The 18,753-nt window shown below is 70.1% G+C and carries 13 protein-coding genes; 9 read left to right on the forward strand and 4 right to left on the reverse strand.

Annotated features, from left to right (window positions below; translation table 11 throughout):
* Nucleotides 1–44 precede the first annotated feature (44 nt).
* A complete protein-coding gene (locus ACFT9I_RS36580; protein WP_382571708.1) occupies nucleotides 45–992 on the reverse strand; it encodes a TetR/AcrR family transcriptional regulator C-terminal domain-containing protein in 948 nt (315 codons plus the stop codon).
* 116 nt (nucleotides 993–1,108) lie between these two features.
* Between ACFT9I_RS36580 and ACFT9I_RS36585 the strand changes: the two genes are divergently transcribed.
* Both ACFT9I_RS36585 and ACFT9I_RS36590 read left to right on the forward strand, forming a co-directional pair.
* A complete protein-coding gene (locus ACFT9I_RS36585) occupies nucleotides 1,109–2,764 on the forward strand; it encodes an MFS transporter (RefSeq protein WP_382571709.1) in 1,656 nt (551 codons plus the stop codon).
* 104 nt (nucleotides 2,765–2,868) lie between these two features.
* Complete coding sequence (locus ACFT9I_RS36590; RefSeq protein ID WP_382571711.1) at nucleotides 2,869–3,948, forward strand: LacI family DNA-binding transcriptional regulator; 1,080 nt, start codon at nucleotides 2,869–2,871, stop codon at nucleotides 3,946–3,948.
* A 491-nt stretch (nucleotides 3,949–4,439) separates the two neighbouring features.
* Here the strand turns inward: ACFT9I_RS36590 and ACFT9I_RS36595 are convergent, their stop codons facing one another.
* Nucleotides 4,440–5,441, reverse strand: coding sequence for an acetylxylan esterase (locus ACFT9I_RS36595; protein ID WP_382571712.1), 1,002 nt, complete (start codon nucleotides 5,439–5,441; stop codon nucleotides 4,440–4,442).
* Between the two features lie 230 nt (nucleotides 5,442–5,671).
* On the opposite strand from ACFT9I_RS36595, the gene ACFT9I_RS36600 reads away from it, so the two are divergent.
* The 7 genes from ACFT9I_RS36600 (at nucleotide 5,672) to ACFT9I_RS36630 (ending at nucleotide 15,483) form a co-directional block, all read left to right on the forward strand.
* Entirely contained in the window at nucleotides 5,672–6,916 is a 1,245-nt protein-coding gene (locus ACFT9I_RS36600) for a sugar ABC transporter substrate-binding protein (RefSeq protein WP_382571714.1), read from the forward strand.
* A 5-nt stretch (nucleotides 6,917–6,921) separates the two neighbouring features.
* A complete protein-coding gene (locus ACFT9I_RS36605) occupies nucleotides 6,922–7,905 on the forward strand; it encodes a carbohydrate ABC transporter permease (RefSeq protein WP_382571716.1) in 984 nt (327 codons plus the stop codon).
* Entirely contained in the window at nucleotides 7,902–8,852 is a 951-nt protein-coding gene (locus ACFT9I_RS36610) for a carbohydrate ABC transporter permease (protein WP_382571718.1), read from the forward strand. Before ACFT9I_RS36605 ends, ACFT9I_RS36610 begins: the two co-directional genes overlap by 4 nt.
* A 90-nt stretch (nucleotides 8,853–8,942) precedes the next feature.
* Nucleotides 8,943–10,790, forward strand: coding sequence for a glycoside hydrolase (locus ACFT9I_RS36615; RefSeq protein ID WP_382571719.1), 1,848 nt, complete (start codon nucleotides 8,943–8,945; stop codon nucleotides 10,788–10,790).
* 174 nt (nucleotides 10,791–10,964) lie between these two features.
* Complete coding sequence (locus ACFT9I_RS36620; RefSeq protein ID WP_382571721.1) at nucleotides 10,965–12,458, forward strand: glucoamylase family protein; 1,494 nt, start codon at nucleotides 10,965–10,967, stop codon at nucleotides 12,456–12,458.
* Between the two features lie 149 nt (nucleotides 12,459–12,607).
* Nucleotides 12,608–14,731 carry a TPM domain-containing protein gene (locus ACFT9I_RS36625; RefSeq protein WP_382571745.1) on the forward strand — a complete coding sequence of 708 codons (2,124 nt, stop codon included), beginning with the start codon at nucleotides 12,608–12,610 and terminating at the stop codon, nucleotides 14,729–14,731.
* 41 nt (nucleotides 14,732–14,772) lie between these two features.
* On the forward strand, nucleotides 14,773–15,483 hold the full coding sequence (locus ACFT9I_RS36630) for a PspA/IM30 family protein (RefSeq protein ID WP_382571723.1): 711 nt from the start codon (nucleotides 14,773–14,775) through the stop codon (nucleotides 15,481–15,483).
* Between the two features lie 89 nt (nucleotides 15,484–15,572).
* Here the strand turns inward: ACFT9I_RS36630 and ACFT9I_RS36635 are convergent, their stop codons facing one another.
* Together ACFT9I_RS36635 and ACFT9I_RS36640 are read right to left on the reverse strand one after the other, a co-directional pair.
* Nucleotides 15,573–18,131 carry a SpoIIE family protein phosphatase gene (locus tag ACFT9I_RS36635; RefSeq protein ID WP_382571725.1) on the reverse strand — a complete coding sequence of 853 codons (2,559 nt, stop codon included), beginning with the start codon at nucleotides 18,129–18,131 and terminating at the stop codon, nucleotides 15,573–15,575.
* Between the two features lie 146 nt (nucleotides 18,132–18,277).
* Nucleotides 18,278–18,703, reverse strand: a complete 426-nt coding sequence (locus ACFT9I_RS36640) for an ATP-binding protein (protein WP_382571726.1) — start codon at nucleotides 18,701–18,703, stop codon at nucleotides 18,278–18,280.
* Nucleotides 18,704–18,753 lie beyond the last annotated feature (50 nt).

Here is an 18,753-nt window from a genome sequence, read left to right on the forward strand (position 1 = left end):
GGACGGGCCGCGGGTCGGCCCGTCCCGCGCCTGAAGGCGGGCTTCTACGGCTCGGGCGACCGCGCGATCAGCGACTCGACGCCGTCCAGCATCCGTTCGAGCCCGAAGTCGAAGAGCGTGCCGAGTTCGAGGTCGAACTCCCCGTCCCCGAAGAGCGTCGACATGACCGGATAGTCGTTGGTGAACCGGACCGAATCCGGCCGCGTCTCGCCGGCCGCCATCCACTCCTCGGCCGTCATCCCCGTGTCCTGCCGCGCCTGTGACTCCAACTCGACCGCCATCGCGAGACCTTGGGCGTAGCCGAACAGGGCGAGATGGGTGTGGATCATCCCGTGCGGCGTGAGCCCGAGCCCGCGAAGGATGGTCAGCACCCGCTCCGTGTAACTCATCGCGTGCGGCGAGACCATCGGCCGGGTCAGCCCCGCCATGGCGCGGGCCAGCCATGGATGGCGCTCGTACTGGGTCCACAGCCAACGGATCTCCCGTGTCAGTCGCGCACGCCACCCGACCGGCTCGGGGCCCGACGGGGCGCCGCCGAACACCGCCTCGGACATCAGGATCACCAGTTCGCCCTTGCTGGGGACGTGGCGGTAGAGCGCCATCGTGGATGTGCCGAACTCCGTCGCCACGCGCCGCATCGAGAGCGCGCCCAGCCCCTCGGCGTCGGCGAGCGCGATGGCGGCGCGCACGACGCGCTCACGGCTGAGTCCCTCGCCGGGAGCCGCTCCTGGGCCTCGGTCGGGCTCCGCGACCACCGTGCCGACGCCGGGCACCGCCCGTACCAGACCTTCCTGGTTGAGCACGGCGAGCGCCTTGGTCGCGGTCGCCATGGCGACGCCCCACTCCTCGGTGATACGGCGGGTGGAGGGCACGCGGTCGCCGGGCACGAGGTCCCCGGAGGCGATACGGCGGCGGAGTTCGGCCGCGATGCGGAGATAGGGCGGGAGAGGGGGCGGAGAAGACGGCGGGAGGTAGGACGGATCAACGGCCATGAGTCCTACCGTACTAGTGCACCCAGAGCACCTGATCCCCCTGCGCACAGGGCCTCAGAGAGGGTGCACTAGGCAGCTGTTTGCGGCGTACGCGCGGAGCCGATTACGTACCGGCCATGGAGAACTCATACGCGTCACACGCGCCCGGTCTCGCGGGCCGCAAGGAGTGGATCGCCCTCGGCGTTCTGATGCTGCCGCTGCTCCTCGTCTCGATGGACATCTCGATCCTCTACTTCGCGATCCCCTACGTCAGCCAGGATCTGGAGCCCAGCGCCACCCAGCAGTTGTGGATCCTCGACATGTACGGCTTCGTACTCGCCGGGCTGCTCATCACCATGGGCGCGCTCGGCGACCGGATCGGCCGGCGCAAGCTGGTGCTCGGGGGTGCGGCGGTCTTCGGCGCGGCCTCGGTCGCCGCCGCGTACGCGCACTCGGCCGACGCGCTCATCGGCGTACGGGCGCTGCTCGGGCTCGGCGGCGCCGCCCTCATGCCGTCGACACTCGCGCTGATCCGCAACCTCTTCCACGACGCGAAGCAGCGCGGCCGGGCCGTGACGATCTGGACGGGCGTGATGACCACCGGTATCTCGCTCGGGCCGGTGGTCAGCGGGCTGCTGCTCGAACACTTCTGGTGGGGTTCGGTCTTCCTGATCAACCTGCCGGCGATGGCGCTGCTGCTGGTGCTGGTGCCGTTCCTGGTACCGGAGTCCAGGTCTGCGTCTTCGGCGTCTTCGGCGCCTTCGGCGGCGGGGGCCGCGGCGTCGCGTGAGCCGTTCGACCTGGTGAGCGCGGCTCTCTCGCTCGCCGCCCTGCTCACGTTCATCTACGGCGTCAAGGAGTGGGCCCGGCACGGGTTCGCGCCGGGGCCCGCCCTGGCCGTCGCGGTGGGACTGGTGCTGGGCCATGTCTTCGTACGCCGCCAGAAGCGCCTCGCCCACCCGATGATCGACCTCGAACTGCTGGGGCGACGGGCCTTCGGCGGGCCGGTGTTCGCGAATGTGCTCGCGATGTTCGCCACGGTGGGGATGGCGGTCTTCCTCACCCAGTACCTCCAGTCCGTGAAGGGGCTGAGCCCGTTCGAGGCCGCGCTCTGGAGCCTCGTACCGGCTTCGGGTGTGCTCGTGGCGGCGCCGACGGCGGCGATCCTCGCGCAACGCACCGACCGCGCGTACGTCATGGGCGGCGGCTTCGTCTTCGCGGCGGCCGGATTCTGCTGGCTGACCCGGATCCGGACGGACTCGGCTCTCTGGTTCTGCCTTACGGCCGCCGCGATCTACGTGGGCGGTCTCGTCGCCGCCATGACCCTCGCCAACGAACTCGCCCTCGGCGCCGCCCCGCCGGACCGCGCGGGCTCGGCCGCCGCCGTACTCGAATCGGGCCAGGAACTGGGCGGGGCGCTGGGCATGGCCGTTCTCGGCTCGGTCGGGGCGGCGATCTACAGCCGGGACATGGCCGACGACGCCCTGCCGGCCGAAGTCAGCACCGCACTGCCCGGCGGTGTGGCCGACGCCGTACGGGAGACACTGGGCGGCGCGGCGGCCGCCGCGGCCCGGCTCCCGGAGGAGACCGGCGCGGGCGTACTGGCGACGGCACGGGACGCCTTCACACACGGGATGGGACTGGCGTCGGTCGGCGCGGGGGCCGTCATGGTGGGGGCCGCGGTCTTCTCTTTCGTGGTGCTGAGGGGCACGTCGGAACGCGCGACGAGCGAGGCCGGGGACGCTCCCGAGGGGGGTGACCTTGCTCCTGCACAGACCGGCGTCCTACAGTGAATGCGTTTGAATGCGCATACACAACAGGCGAGGCCCGGTGGAACGGGCCCGGCAGAGAGTGACCAGTCAGAAACCAGCGCGGCGAGAGCGGACGGTCGGATCGGTTGAGTGCCCCCACGGTGTACGACGTCGCCGAGCGGTCCGGCGTCTCCATTGCGACGGTTTCGCGGGTCTACCGGAATCCGGACTCCGTACGCGCCCAGACCCGCGACCGCGTACTGGAAGCGGCCCGCGCCCTGGGCTACGTACCGAGCGGCAACGCCCGTGGCCTGGCCAGCCGGACCACCGGCGTCCTCGGGCTCTGCTTCCCCGACTACGCGGACCCGGACGCCGAGACCGACGCGGAGGTGGAAGCGGAGGCCGAGGCCGACGACTCCGCCGTCATGCTCTACTCCGACCAGATCATCCGCGGCATGGAGCGGGCGGCGCGGCGGCACGGGTACGCGCTGCTGATCGCCGCCTCCCTGGTGGGCGGTCCGGAGAGCCTGGTCGCCAAGGTGGCGGGACGGGTGGACGGGTTCGCCGTACTGGCGAAGACCGTGCCCACCGAGGACCTTGAGGTGATCTCGCGGCGGCTGCCGGTGGTGATGCTGGCCGGGCCGCGCGAGATCGACCACCTCGACCACCTCGACCACATCGAGGTCGCGAACTCCGACGGGGAACGCGAGCTGGCCCGTCATCTCATCCATGGCCACGGGCTGCGCAGACTCGCCTTCGTGGGCGGCGACCCTGAATCACCGGACGCGGAGGCGCGGTTCCGCGGCTACCAGGAGGCGTGCCGGGAAGCGGGTCTGCCGGTGGCCGACGAGCCTGACCTGCGCGCCGAGATGATGACGCAGGCGGAGGGCGAACGGACGACGGACGCGCTCCTGGACCGTGCCGCCGGGCGCGAACGGCCGCAGGCCATCCTCTTCGCCAACGACCAGATGGCGATCGGCGCGCTGCACGCGCTGGAACGGCGTGGGGTGCGGGTGCCCGACGACATCGCCGTGACCGGCTTCGACGGCATTCCGCTGAGCCGGATCGTCCGCCCGTCCCTGACGACGGTCCGCCAGCCGATGCGCCGCCTGGGCGAGGAGGCGGTGGAACTCCTGATCCACCGCCTCGCCGACCCCACGCGCGCGCCTGTCTCCCTGATGCTCCCGGTCTCGGTGGCCCGCCGCGCGAGCTGCGGCTGCGGCTGACGGTCCGCAGGGGCGGGGCGGGTCCGGCGTTCGGACTCGCTGCCCTCCTGGGCCGGCCGTGTCCGACAGACAGCGCCGTCCGGAGCGGCCGGTGTCTCCTCGGTGCGTGCGATCGCAAGGCGGAGGATCGGCGTTGGGTATGACCCAGCCGTACGTGGCCGACTGACGACACCACAGGGGGCACCTCCCGTGCCCGAAGGGCTACGGGGGAGAGCGGGCGCCCGGACGTCGCGCGCCCGGCGGGATGTGTCGGACACGGCCCAGGGCCTGTCTTCAGGGTAGCGCCGTCCGCCCGCAGGGCGGGGCCTGCGGCGGCTGGTGCGGTGCATCGCAAGGCGGAGGATCGGCCTCGTACTGGGCGTACTCGGCCGACTCCGACAACGCAGGGGGCACCCCCGTGGCCCCCTCGGGGCCTACGGGGGAGAGGTGCCGTCCAGGCGTCGCGGGCCAGGCGGGACTTCGAAGACAGGTCCTAGGGACCCGGCCCCGGGTCAGCCGAGCCTGGCGGCGAAGAACTCACGGCGAGCCTCCGCCAGCGCCGCGACATCCGCGCTCTCACCCTCGTACTCGAAGTGCCCGGCCCGCAGAACACGCAGCTCACGCGGCTCGGGCAGCGCGTTGTACACGGCGAACTGCCCCGGCGGCGGCACCGCCGGATCGAACAACGCGGGCGCGACCATCATCGGCACCCCGATCCGGCCCGCCGCGGTCGCGGCGTCGAAGTACGCGAGGACGTCCATGACCTCCGGGTGCTCCTCGCGGTACGCCCGTACCGCTTCCCCGCTCCCCACGCACGGCAGCGTCACCCGCAACGGATGATTCCCGAACGTCGGCACGGTCAACTGCCCGCAGGCGAAACGGTCGTCCCACGGCAGCGCCAGCGCTCCGAGCCCGCCCCCGAAGCTCTCCCCCACATACCCGAGCCGCGCGCCGGCGTCCCCGCCCGTCCCTGCCCCGGTCCTCAATTCCGGCACCAATTCCAGCAGCGCCGACGCCGCGCACCACAGATCGGCCACGCAGTCGCCGATCACATACGTCTCACGTGACTCGATGCCGTACAGCACATGCCTCTCGGCCTCCCCGGGGATGCCGGGCCGCCGGCTCCGCGAGCCCATCCCCCGCACGCACGGCAGGATCGCGGCGCTACGGGGCAGCGGAAGCGGCACATCGGCGCCCGGCTCCTGACGCCCGCCGTAGCCGTGCCCGATCACGAAACCGTGCTCGGCGGGCCCCTCGGCCGGCAGCACCAGCCAGCCACCGATGCGCAGCCCGCCGACCGAGGTGTAGGACACCCCGAAGATCCGGCAGCCGTCCCGCTCGTCCTCCTGCGGCCCGACGGCCGGCGCGGTCGCCACCCCCGCCGCGGCCGCGAAACGGTCCTGCCAGTACGCGTCGAATCCGTCCGGAGGGGCAGGCGTCGGGATGTCGAGCAGCTCGTCGAGGGTCCGGCCGTAGGCCGGGTCGAAGGGATAGCCGTGCTCGAACTCAGACATGAGCGCGACATTAACCCCGGGCCACCATCGATGACCACAACCGGAATCGACTCAACCACTTCCGCAACGCAAACAGCCCACCTAGCCTGCGGAGGCAGGGCCTCCGGATGTCCCACATGTTGCACGAGTGTGACCAAAGCCCCTCTTGCGGTTCTCCGAATACCTGCAGCAGAGTGATGTATGCGCTTACAGGCAGCGCATACATCGGTGAGCTCAAGGAGGAGCCGTCCATGCATCGCACCGCCAGAACCGCCTCTGCCGCCATCGCTCTCACGATGGCCGCCGGGATCACCGCATGCGGCAGCTCGGGGGGCGCGGGAGTCGCCGCCGACAAGAAGCAGACCCTCACCGTGTGGGCCATGGGCGCCGAGGGCGAGAAGCTCGCCGAGGTGGCCAAGGTGTACGAGGACGCGAACCCCCACATCACCGTCAAGGTCACCCCCATCGGCTGGGACGTCGCCCACCAGAAGCTGGTCTCCGCCGCTGCCGCCGGCACCCTGCCGGACGTGACGCAGATGGGCAGCAGCTACATGGGCGAGTTCGTCGAACTCGGCGTCCTGGAACCGGTCGACACCAAGACCTTCAAGAAGGACGCCTTCTTCCCCGCCGCCTGGGATCAGGGCGTGGCGGAGGGCGAGGTCTACGGCGTCCCCTGGTACGTCGAGACCCGCGTCCTCTACTACCGCACCGACCTGGCGAAGAAGGCCGGCATCACCAAGCCCCCCACCACCTGGCCCGAGCTCCAGCAGGCGGCCACCGCCTTCCAGGACAAGGCCGGCACCAAGTGGGGCATCTACTTCCAGTCCAGCGGCCTGGACGCCGTACAGAGCTGGTACCCCTTCCTGTACTCGGCCGGCGGCTCGATCGTCGGCGACGACGGCAAGGCCGCGATGACCAGCCCGGAGACCGTCAAGGCCCTCAAGGAGTACGGCACGTACTTCGAGAAGGGTCTCTCCAAGAAGAGCTTCCAGCCCGGCTACGAGGTCCTGACGGACTTCAACACCGGCGACGTCCCGATGTTCTACTCCGGCCCCTGGACCATGGCGGGCATCAACGACAACTACCCGGACCTCAAGGGCAAGTGGGCCATCGCGAAGGTCCCGGCCGACCAGGGCTCCGTCTCCATGGCCGGCGGCTCCAGCCTCGTCGTCTCCAAGGACAGCGAGCACAAGGAAGCCGCCGAGGAGTTCCTCAGCTACCTCACGGGGACCGAGGGCCAGAAGGACTGGTTCAAGCGCTCGGGCGACCTGCCGGCCAACACCAGCGCCTGGGACTCCGGCGAACTCGCCGACGACGCCAACTTCAAGATCTTCCGTGAGCAGATGGAGACCGCCAAGTCCTGGCCGGTCCTGCCCCAGTGGACGGAGATCTCCTCGAAGGCCGATGAGGCCATCTCCCAGGTGACCCAGGGCAAGGCCTCCGCCGAGGACGCCGCGAAGAAGGCCCAGTCCGAGATCGAAGGGCTTGTGGAGTAGTCGTCATGAGCACCACGACCGAACCGGCCGCAGACGCGGCCCCGGTGAAGACCGGCCCGGGGGCACACCCCCCGCCGGGCGGCCGGAACCGCGACAAGCGACAACGGCCCGTCGCCGTCCAGCACATGGCCGGCTGGCTGTTCTCCACCCCCTTCCTGGCGCTCTTCGCCGTCTTCATGGCTCTGCCGATCGCCGCGACGCTCGTCATGAGCTTCACGGACTTCGGTCTGCGCAATGTCACCGATCCTCTCTCGGCGGAGTTCATCGGCCTGGAGAACTACACGAAGCTGTTCGACGACGAGAAGTTCCTCAAGGCCCTGTTCAACACCGCGTACTTCGTGGTCGTGGGCGTACCGCTGACCGTCGGACTCGGGCTGTTCGTCGCCGTCCTGCTCAACAACGGCATCGACCGGGCCCGCACCTTCTTCCGGGTCGGTTTCTACGCCCCGGTCGTGACCAGCATCGTCGCGATCGCCGTCGTCTGGCGCTTCGTCCTCGACCCGTCCGACGGACTGATCGCGGGCCTCGCCTCCGAAGTCGGCCTGACGTCACCGGACTTCCTCGGCTCCGAGGCACTCGCCATGCCCTCGCTGATCGTGATGGCCGTGTGGCGCAATCTCGGCACGGTCATGGTGCTCTTCATCGCGGGTCTTCAGGCCATCCCGCCCGATGTACGGGAGGCTGCGCGGCTGGACGGCGCGAGCACCTGGCAGGAGTTCCGCCGCATCACCGTGCCACTGCTGCGGCCCACGATGCTCTACACCACGGTCATCACCACCATCGGTTATCTCAACGTGTTCGAGGAGCCGTTCGTGATGACACAGGGCGGGCCCTCGGACAGCACGCTCACCGTGTCGCTGGCCATGTACCGCGAGGGCTTCAACTTCTTCCACATGGGCTACGCGAGCGCCATGGCGTATGTGCTCTTCGTCGTGATCATGGCGATCACGGTGCTCCAGCTCCGTCTGCTGAAGGACAACACGAAATGAGCGCCGCGCGCACCGCCACGCCCCCGCCCCCGCCCCCGCCCTCCTCATCCACCGGTCCGGAGGACTCCAAGGATCCGACCTGGTCCGATCTCAAGCCCGGCGACGGCGTCCCGACGTCGAGCGGCGGACGGCTGAGGAAGTCCGGCGTCTATGTCCTGCTCTCGATCGGCCTGCTGGTCATGGCGGCGCCGTTCCTGTGGATGGGTCTGTCGGCCTTCAAGACGGACCGCGACCTGACCGCCAGCCCTCCGGTCTGGATCCCCAGCGAGTGGACCTTCGAGCACTTCGGTGAACTGCTCGACCGCCTCGACGTCCCCCTCTACTTCTTCAACTCCCTGACCGTGGCGGTCCTGGTAACGGCCTCCAATCTGGTGTTCTGCTCGATGCTGGGCTACGCGCTGGCCAAACTGCGGTTCGGCGGCCGGAACAAGGTCTTCGCGCTGGTGCTCGGCGCCCTGATGGTGCCCGGCAACCTGATGCTGCTTCCGCTTTTCGTCCTGATGAGCAAGCTCCAGCTGATCGACTCCTACGCCGGGCTGATGCTGCCGTTCGCCGCCCAGGCCTTCGGGGTCTTCCTGATGCGTCAGTTCATGCAGTCGATCCCCGACGAACTGCTGGAAGCGGCCAGGATCGACGGCGCCCGCGAGTGGTACATCTTCTGGCGGATCGCGATGCCGCTGGTCAAACCGGCGCTGGCGACGCTCTCGATCCTCATCTTCCTGGGCTCCTGGAACAACTTCGTCTGGCCGCTGATCGCGACGAACGACCCGGAGAAATACACCCTTCCGGTGGCCCTTGCCACCTTCGCCACCGACCCCAATCAATCGGACGGCTCCAACGGCATGTTGATGGTCGGCTCCCTCCTGATCATCCTGCCGGTGCTGCTTGTCTTCATCGTCCTGCAACGGCACTTCACTCAGGGTCTCGCCACCACCGGCATGAAATAGCCGCCGTTCCCGACCTTCCCGACGCGTACCGCGGCTCCGACGCCGCCGCTCTACCGCCGCGCACTCATCGACGAAAAGGTTTGTACCGACATGACCGAGAAGTCCACCGCTCGCGCCGACTGGGAGACCCGTATCGGGAAGCCCAGCGATCAGCGGCTCACCGGCATCGGGGAACTCCCCGCCCCCGGCGGCCTGTCCGCCGAGGACGGCACCGGCCATGTGCGGCTGACCTGGCAGCCGGTGGCGGGCGCGCTCGGATATCTCGTGCACCGCGCCGACTCCGTCAACGGTCCCTACGAACCGCTCGACCACCTCGGCGGCGATGTGCTCGCCGTGCCCCATCCCCCGTACGCCGACACCCTTGCCGAGCCGGGCCGCGGCTACTTCTACAAGGTCGCGACCTGGTCCGACAGCGGAGCCGGCGCCCTCTCCGAAGCGGCCCCCGGCTGCGCCAAGGCGGCCGGCTCCAGCCCTGCCCCGGTCACCGTCTCGGTGGACGCGGCGGCACCCGCCACCCCCCTCCCCGGGGTCTGGAACAGGATGATCGGCGCCGAGCACTTCTCCCTGCTGACCTGGGACAAGCCGGGTGCGGGCGGCTCGGACGTCGCGAAGGAGTACGCCCAGGCGCTGGGGATCGTCCGCGACGAGATCGGCGTCCGCTCCGTCCGGGCACATGGCACCTTCCTTCCGGAGACGCTGACCGTCCAGCCGGACGGCTCCTTCGACTTCTCCGGCCTGGACGAGGTCTACGACCGTTTCCTGGCCACCGGACTCCAGCCGGTCGTCGAACTCTCCTTCATGCCCAAGGAACTCGCCGCCGATCCGAACTACACGGTCTTCGACTACCAGGCCCTGGTGTCCAAGCCCGCCGTGTGGGAGCACTGGGGCGACCTCTGCCGCGAGGTGACCGTCCACCTCCAGGACCGGTACGGCAGAGACACCGTCGCCGGCTGGGAGTTCGAGGTCTGGAACGAGGCCAATCTGGAGGTCTTCTGGAACGGCACCCAGGACGACTACCACCGGCTCTACGAAGTCGCCGTCCGCGCCGTGAAGGGTGTCGACGAACGGATCAAGGTCGGCGGCCCGTCCTCCGCCGCCGCCGGCTGGGTCGGCGCCCTCCTCGAGTACTGCCAGGAGCGCGACGTCCCCGTCGACTTCATCTCCACTCACACCTACGGCAACGCTCCCCTGGACTTCCGTCCGATGACCCGCGCCTTCGCGGAAGCGACCGGCCGGCCGGAGCCGGAGATCCTGTGGACCGAGTGGGGTGTCACCCCCACCCACTTCCATCGGGTCAGCGACTCCGTCTTCGCCGCTCCGTTCGTCCTGCGCGGCATGAAGAGCGCCCTGTCGTCCACCGACGCGCTCGCCTACTGGGTCGCCTCCGACCAGTTCGAGGAGCTGGGCTGGCCGCCCCGTCTCTTCCACGGCGGATTCGGCCTGCTCACAGTCGGCAATCTGCGCAAGCCGCGCTTCTGGGCGCTGTATCTCCTCTCCCAGCTGGCCGGTGGGCGGATCCCCGCAGCGGTGAGCGGCGACGGCGCCGAGGCGCTCGTGGAGTCCCTGGCCACCCGCGCCGACGACGGCTCCACCGTCGACGTCCTGCTCTGGAACGGCACGCTCGACCAGTCCAAGATCGACGGCTCCGCGCCGCTGAACCGCACGGCGACCGTCCGGGTCGACGGACTTGAGCCGGGAGCCGACTACACCACCCTCTCCCGCCGGGTCGACGAGCAGCACTCCAACATCCAGGCCGTCTGGAACGACCTCGGTGGCGGCGACTGGCCCGACGATCCCCAGTGGGCGAAACTGCGGTCCGCCGACGAGCTGCCCGTGGAGCCCCTCGCGCCCGTGGTCGCCGACGACGCGGGCACGGCGACGCTGACGGTCCCGCTGCCCAACCCGGGCATCCGCTTCCTGCGCCTCACCCGCGCCTGATCCACCCCACAGTCCCGGGGGCCGGCGGCACCTGACCGCCGTCGGCCCCCGTGCCAGCACCGCCGCCATGGCCGGACCTCCGGACATACTTCCGGCCATGGCGGCGGCCAAAGACCTGGCCCAGGCACCGGCCCTGGCCACAACTCCACATCTGCCAAGGGGAGCTGGACTCTCATGGACCGTCGTACGTTTCTCGCCGCCGCGGGAACCGGGGCCACCGCCCTGTCCCTCGGAGCCGTCACCACACCCGCCGTGTCCGCGCCGGCCGCAGCCGCGTCGCGTGCTCGTGTTGTTCATGCCTCTGATACACCGCTGCTGCTCCGCTGGTTCCGCGATACGTATCACTCGATCGAGGCGATGACGACCGACATCGGTCTCGCCGCCGACAAGATCAACCTCGATGCGCCGGGCGGACCCGTCCCCTCGCAGAACACCTCGCCGACCAACATCGGCTGCGGGCTGTGGTCCACCGTCGCCGCCGCCGGACTCGGCGTCATCGACCAGGACACCCTGCGCCGCCGGCTCGACCTGACCGTCACGGCCGTCGAGAAGCTCGAACGCCACAACAGCTTCTGGCTCAACTGGTACGACGCCCACGACGGCTCGGTGCTCACCAACTGGCCGGGCACCGGCGACCCGGTCCGTCCCTTCCTCTCGTCGGTCGACAACGCGTGGCTCGTGACGGGCCTGCTCATCGCCGCCGACGCGGACAGCCGGCTGCGCCGCCGGGTCGGCAGACTGCTGGCCACCGCCGACTGGTCGTACTTCTACACGCCGTACGACGCCGCGGACCCGGTGGCCAACCCCGGCCAGCTCCGCGGTGGTTTCTGGACCGACACCGGCGAGCCGACGGCCCACCATTACGGAGCGCTCAACACCGAACCGCGCATGGCCAGTTACCTGGGTATCGCCGACGGCAGCATTCCCTCGGACCACTACTGGCACATGTTCCGCACGATGCTTCCCGAGCACGGTCAGGAGCAGCCGCCCGGCGGGGCGTACGACACCGTCGACGGCGTCCGGCTCTGGCAGGGGCACTACACCTACCGGGGCCGCAAGCTGGTCCCGACCTGGGGCGGCTCGATGTTCGAAGCCCTGATGGTGCCGCTGTTCGTGCCCGAGCCCGAGTGGTCCCCCCGCTCCTGGGGCACCACGCACCGGCGCTTCGTCCGCTCCCAGATCGAGCACGGCCTGGACGAGGCGGAGTACGGCTACTGGGGGTTCTCCCCCTCCGAGGTGCCCGAAGGCGGTTACCAGGAGTACGGCGTGGACGCGATCGGCATGAACATCGACGGATACGCCTCCAACACCGACCGTACCTATGTCACGCACGGTGAGCCGCTGCCGCCCGCGTCCGCCTACACCAACGGGGTCGTGACCCCGCACGCCTCGTTCCTCGCCCTCCCCTACGCAAGGTCGGAGGCCCTCGCCAATCTCAACGCGATCGCGGACGACTTCGGCGCGTACGACGACGGCTACGGCTTCCGGGACTCGGTCAATGTGACGACCGGACACGTCAGCGGCTCGGTTCTCGCCCTGGATCAGGGCATGATCGCCGCCGCTCTCGCACAGGAACTCCGCCCCGGTCTGCTGCAGCGCCCCTTCCGCACCGGCGGTTTCGCCTCACGCATCCGTCCGATGCTGGCCAAGGAGCGCTTCAGTATCTGATCCGCGCCCCGGATCCCGGGGCCGACCGGCGCCGCCCCGTGTGCGGCGCCGGTCGAAACGGGGCCTGAGCCCGTCGCTTCACGCGCCTCCACAGGTCGCGCATCGTCCGGTCGCGGACGGCCAAGGCGGGACATAGCCTCCCAAATGTGATGCGGATCGTAGGCCGTAACCGGACTCGTACAGCCGGCCGGAGTCTCCTGGCCCTGCTGGTGACGACCGGCTGGCTGCTGATGCCTGCCCTCTTGCCGGAAGCCCGTGCGGAGGATCCCCTCACTCTTTCGCGTCAGGGACAGATCACCGACAAGGTCGGTGCCCTCGACGGCCGGGCGGGTGCGGTGACCGCGTCCCTCGACCGGCTGGACAGCGACAGCCGTATCCAGCTCTTCGTCGCCTACGTGCGTGACTTCTCCGGCAGGTCCGGTCAGAGCTGGGCCGACGCGACCGCCGAACGCAGCGGACTCGGCCGCGACGACATCCTGCTCGCCGTCGCCACCCACGACCGGCAGTACGCGTACTCCGCCGCGGCCGACGCACCTCTTACCGAGGGCCAGCTCGCCGAGGTGGCACGGACCGCCATCGAGCCGGCTCTCCGGCAGAACGACTGGGCGGGCGCGGCGATCGGAGCCGCGAACGGCTACAGGGCGACCGCGGCCGGCTCACCCGTTCCCACGCCCGCCGTCACGCCCGGCCCGGCGGACCCCGACGGCGAGGCGTCCTCCAACAGGGCGGGCAGCGCTCTCGTCCTTCCTGTCGTCCTGGTGGGCGCCGTAGTGGCCCTCGCCGTGTACGCGTACATCAAGCGCAGGCGCCGCGCCTCGACCCGTACGACGCCGAAAGGCGGGCAGGAAGGCTGGGGGGATGCGGGGCGGCCGACGCAGACTCCACTGCCGGAACTCGACCAGCGGGCAGGACTGGCCCTCGTCGACACGGACGACGCCGTCCGCACCAGCCAGGAGGAACTCGGCTTCGCCACGGCACAGTTCGGTGAGGAAGCGGCACGACCCTTCCAGGACGCGGTGACGTACGCGAAGGGCGAGCTGGCGGCCGCCTTCCGGCTGCGCCAGCAGCTCGACGACGCGTTCCCGGAGGACGAGGAAACCCGGCGTCGCATGCTGGACGAGATCGTCGCCCGGTGTACGGACGCCAACAGCCGACTGGACGCCGAGTCGGCGGACTTCGACCGGCTGCGTGCCATGGAGCGCAACGCCCCGGAGGCGCTGGCAGCCGCCGAGGCCGCGTTCCGGGAGCTGACCGGCAGGAACGTCACGGCCGCCGCGACTCTTGCCGCGATGCGCGAGCGGTACGCGGAATCGGCATCGGCCCCGGTCGGGAGTGCTGTCGAACAGGCCGATGACCGTTTGGTGTTCGCCACGACGAATCTGGGGGACGCCCGGCGCTCGATCGAGGCGGGCGACAACGGCCGCGCGGCGGTGCACGTACGGGCGGTGGAGAGCGCCGTGGGCCAGGCGACGACGCTGGTCGAGGCGGTGGAGCGGCGCGCACTCGAACTCGCCGAGGCCGCCGGCAAACTCCCCGGCTCGCTGACCGAGACGGAGACCGACCTGGCGGACGCGCGCGGCCTGCTCGAAGGCACGGCGGAAGGCACGTCCACGGCGGATCTCCAGGGCCGGATCGCGCGCGCCGAGGCAGTGGTCGCCGACGTGCGGCAGGAGCAGGATGCCGGGCCGTACGACCCGATCGACGCCCTGCGCAGGGTCGAGGAGGCGGACGCGGTGCTGGACGAAGCTCTCGCGGGCGCGCGCGAGCGCGAAGTGGGTGGACGCCGGGCGCGGGCGCTGCTCGATCAAGCGATGCTCGGCGCCCGCTCGGCGATCGGCGCAGCGGCCGACTACATCTCGACACATCGCGGGGCGGTGGGCAGCGAGGCCCGCACCCGACTGGTGGAGGCGCAGCGGCGGCTCGACCAGGCCGTCACGCTGACGGAGCTGGGTGATGCGCAGGGTGCGCTGGCCGAGGCCCAGCACGCGGACGGCCTGGCCAGGCAGGCGCAGAGCCTCGCCGAGCAGGATGTGCGGTCGTTCGGGAACCCGTCCGGCCCCGGCGGTGTATCAGGGGCAGGAAATGGGCTCGGCGGTGCCGTGCTCGGCGGAATCATCCTCGGCGGCCTGTTCGGCGGCGGAGGCGGACGTGGTGGGGGTGGGGGCTTTGGCGGGGGTTTCGGCGGAGGTCATGGGGGTGGCCGTGGCGCTGGTCCTGGCAGCTTCGGCGGCGGTGGCACTCGCGGCCGGATGGGCGGGGGCGGGCGGTTCTGACGCGATTCCCCTTGTCCACCAGGCGAAGAAGGAGCAGCACGATGACGAAGCAGACCATTCTCGGCCGTGTCGCGCGGCTGGCGAAGGCCAATATCAACGAATTGCTGGACCAGGCCGAGGATCCGCAGAAGATGCTCGACCAGCTGATCCGCGACTACACGAACAACATCGCGGAGGCGGAGGAGGCCGTGGCCGCCACGATCGGGAATCTGCGCCTGCTGGAGCTGGACCACCAGGAGGATGTGGACGCGGCCCGGGAATGGGGCGAGAAAGCCCTCGCCGCGAGCAGGAAGGCCGACGAACTGCGCGCGGGCGGCCGGAGCGAGGACGGGGACAAGTTCGACAGCCTGGCAAAGGTGGCGCTCGGCCGTCAGCTCCGGTCGGAGAGCGAGGCGAAGACCGCCGAGCCCACGATCGCGTCCCAGACGGAGGTCGTCGCGAAGCTCAAGACCGGGCTGGACCAGATGAAGACCAAGCTGACGCAGCTGCAGTCGAAGCGCGACGAGTTGGTGGCCCGGTCCAAGTCCGCCCAGGCGCGGAATCAGATGATGGACGCGGTCAAGAACATCAATGTGCTGGATCCGACAAGCGAACTGGGCCGGTTCGAGGAGAAGGTGCGGCGGGAGGAGGCCAGGGCGATGGGCAAGCAGGAGCTGGCCGACTCGTCGCTGGACGCCCAGTTCGAGCAGTTGGAGAGCCTCGGGGACACGGCGGAGGTCGAGGCGCGGTTCGCCGCGCTGAAGGGCGCCTGACTCCCCTGCCGCTGTCGGAGCAGACGGACGCGGTGGGCCCGGCCCGGCCGGCCCGTTCGTGTGGGCCGACCGGAGTGGACGGTCCGGGGTCAGAACATGCTGAGGAGTTGTTCGACCGTGGGCTCGGTCGTCGAGTCCCCGTCCGGCAGGGCGAGTTCGAACCAGACGGTTTTGCCCTGCGGGGTGCGGCGGGATCCCCATGCCGCGCTGAGCAGCCCGACAAGCTGGAGTCCACGCCCACCCTCGTCGGTGTCGCGCGCTCGTCGCCTGCGCGGCTGTACGAGGCCCGCGTCCCACACCTCGCAGACGAGTGTGCGATCGCGGAGCAGCCGCAGCCTGATCTCACCCTCGCCGTAGCGCATCGCGTTGGTGACCAGCTCGCTGACGAGCAGTTCGACGGTGTCCACCAGAGGTTCGAGGCCCCAGGAGTGGAGCTGGGCGCGGGCGACCTCGCGGGCGCGGCCGACGGAGCGCGGCTCGCGCGGCAGTTGCCAGTCGCCGACGGCCTCTGCGGGCAGCCCCTGGATGCGGGCCATCAGCAGCGCGATGTCGTCCTCACCGTGCCGGGTGTCGAGCGTGTTGAGTACGTGGTCGCAGACGTCTTCCAGGGGCCGTACGGGATTGGTGAGCGCCCGGCGGAAGGCGGTCAGCCCCTCGTCGATCGGATGGTCGCGGGATTCGACGAGACCATCCGTGTAGAGCGCGAGCAGTGCCTCTTCCGGAAGTTCGACCTCGACCTGCTCGAACGGCTCTCCGCCGACTCCGAGAGGCATCCCGGGTGGTACGTCCAGGAGCAGCGCCTCCTCGCCTGGTTCGACGAGCACCGGAGGGGGATGTCCGGCGTTGGCGAAGGTGCAGCGGCGGGTGACCGGGTCGTAGACGGCGTAGACGCAGGTCGCGAGATACACCTCGGAGAGGTCGGCGTCCCGCGACTTGTGGGCGACGCGCGAGGCCTGCTGGGCACCGCTCGGTGTGCCGAGACCACGGGCGATCTCGTCCAGTGCGGACAGGACCTCGGCGGGCTCCAGGTCGAGCAGCGCCAGGGTGCGTACGGCCGTGCGCAGTTCACCCATGGCGACGGCGGCGCGCAGCCCCCGCCCCATGACATCGCCCACGACCAGCGCGGTCCGGTGGCCCGGCAGCTCGATGACGTCGAACCAGTCACCGCCGACCTCGGTGGCGGTGTTGCCCGGCAGATAGCGGCAGGCGATGTCCAGCCCGGCGGCCTCGGGGTCGCCCGGTGGGAGCAGACTGCGCTGCAGGATCAGCGCGCGTTCGTGCTCCCTGCGGTAGAGGCGGGCGTTGTCGATACAGACGGCGGCGCGCGCCGCGAGTTCCACGGCGAGGGCGCGGTCCCGTTCCCCGAAGGGCTCACTGCCCTTGGTCCTGGAGAACTGGGCGAGTCCGACGACGGTGTCGTGCGCCACCATCGGTACGGCGAAGGTGGACTGGATGAGGCTGCCGGGTCCGCCGGGCACCGTCTGGACCCGGGCGGTGCGCAAGGCGTTCGCGCAGGGCGAGTTGAAGGGGTATCGGTGGACGGCGCCGGCCGCGGGAGGCTCGACCGCGTCTTCGCCCGTCAGGTCGGCTCCGAGCAGGGGTGCGTCGGCGACGGCGCTGGCGACGGCGACGCGTCGCAGGGTGGCGCTGCCACCGCCGGACTCGGAGCCGGAGGAGCCGCCACGTCCGGGCGGGGCCTCCTCCCCGGTGAGCAGTCCCTGGTAGAGATCAACGGACGCGAGGTCGCAGAAGCCGGGGACGGCGACGTCGAGGAGTTCCTTGGCGGTGGTCTCCAGGTCGAGGGAGTTGCCTATTCGGGCGCTCGCCTCGTTGAGGATCGCGAGGTTGCGGCGGGCGCTCGCGGCCTCACGTGCGGCGATCTGACGGCGTGTGACGTCGCTGCCGAGCCCGGCGACGCCGATGGTGCGACCGGCTCCACTGAGCACGCGGTACAGGTTGACCGACCAGTGCCGGCGTTCCTTGCCACCGGGGGCGACGCCGACTATCTGGATGTCGGTGGCGGATTCGCCGGTCTCCAGGACCCGCTTGAGCGAGGCGTTCAACCGGTCTGCCTCGGGACGGGAGAGATAGTCGTGGACCGTGCGTCCGCGGTGGTCGTCCGCCGCGCCGCCGAAGACCGCGGCGAAGCGCTGGTTGGCCCGCTGGACGGTGAGGTCCGTGCCGAACAGCACGAAACCAAAGGGAGATTGGCCGAAAATGGCCTGCGACGCGGCGAGTTCCGTCTCGATCTGCCGCAGTGCGCGGACGTCCACGACGATGCAGAGCGCGGCCCGTTCGCCGTTCTCGGTCTCACTGGGCATCACATAGACCTCGGCGAGGCCGTGAAGCCCACGTTCGCCGGGCACCTGGAACGGGACGAGCCCGGTCCACTCCTTGCCGTCGAGGATCTCGGCGACCTTGCTGTGCCCTCGCGTACGCAGCTCGGAAGGCACGAACACCTCGACCGGGTCCTTGCCCCTGACCTCCTCGGGAGTGACCCCGAACAGCTCAGCGGCCCGCAGACTCCACTGGTCGACCAGCCCGTCGGGGCCGATCGAGAAGGAAGCGACCCTTATGTAGTCATAGATCGAGCCGGGCGGACTGCTCTGCCACACGACGTCGTCCGCCGTTCCAGGTATCTCGCTCACGCGACCGTCCCCTCCAGCTCACGCACCGGACCGGCCATCCCCGCAGTATTCAGCACTACGGCCCTGACCGGTACGGCGTTCACGATCACAGCACAGTCTCGTTCTTTTTGAGCCGAGACCCACGTGATCGTCGTCCCTCCACACTCCTAACCAGGGAGCGGCAGCTCGAACCACACCGTCTTACCCGTATTCCCCCGGCGTGTACCCCAGCGTCGCGCGGAGCACGCGACGAGCTGGAGCCCACGGCCCCCTTCGTCGTCGGGGCCGGGAGACCGTGCGGTCGGCGGATCGGGGAGCGGATCGGACACCTCCACCAGCAGCGCGGTACCGATGAGGTCCGCAGGGCCTACGGGAACGACAGCCAGCCTGACACCGATCGGCCCCGGTGTGTACTGCAGGGAGTTGGTGACCAGTTCGCTGACCAGCAGGACGGCCGTATCGCGAACGGAGTGGTCGAGCCGCCAGGCGCCGAGGGCGTCGCGTACCTCGTGGCGTGCGGTGCGTACGGCATCCGGCTCGGCAGGGAAGGTCCACTCGGCGTAGGTGCTCTCCGCCTCGATCAAGCCGACCACTTCCCCAGACTGACAGCAGGCCCATGCCCTTTATAGGGGGGTTAATCAGC

Source organism: Streptomyces sp. NPDC057137, assembly GCF_042670825.1.
In the GTDB taxonomy this organism is placed as follows: domain Bacteria; phylum Actinomycetota; class Actinomycetes; order Streptomycetales; family Streptomycetaceae; genus Streptomyces.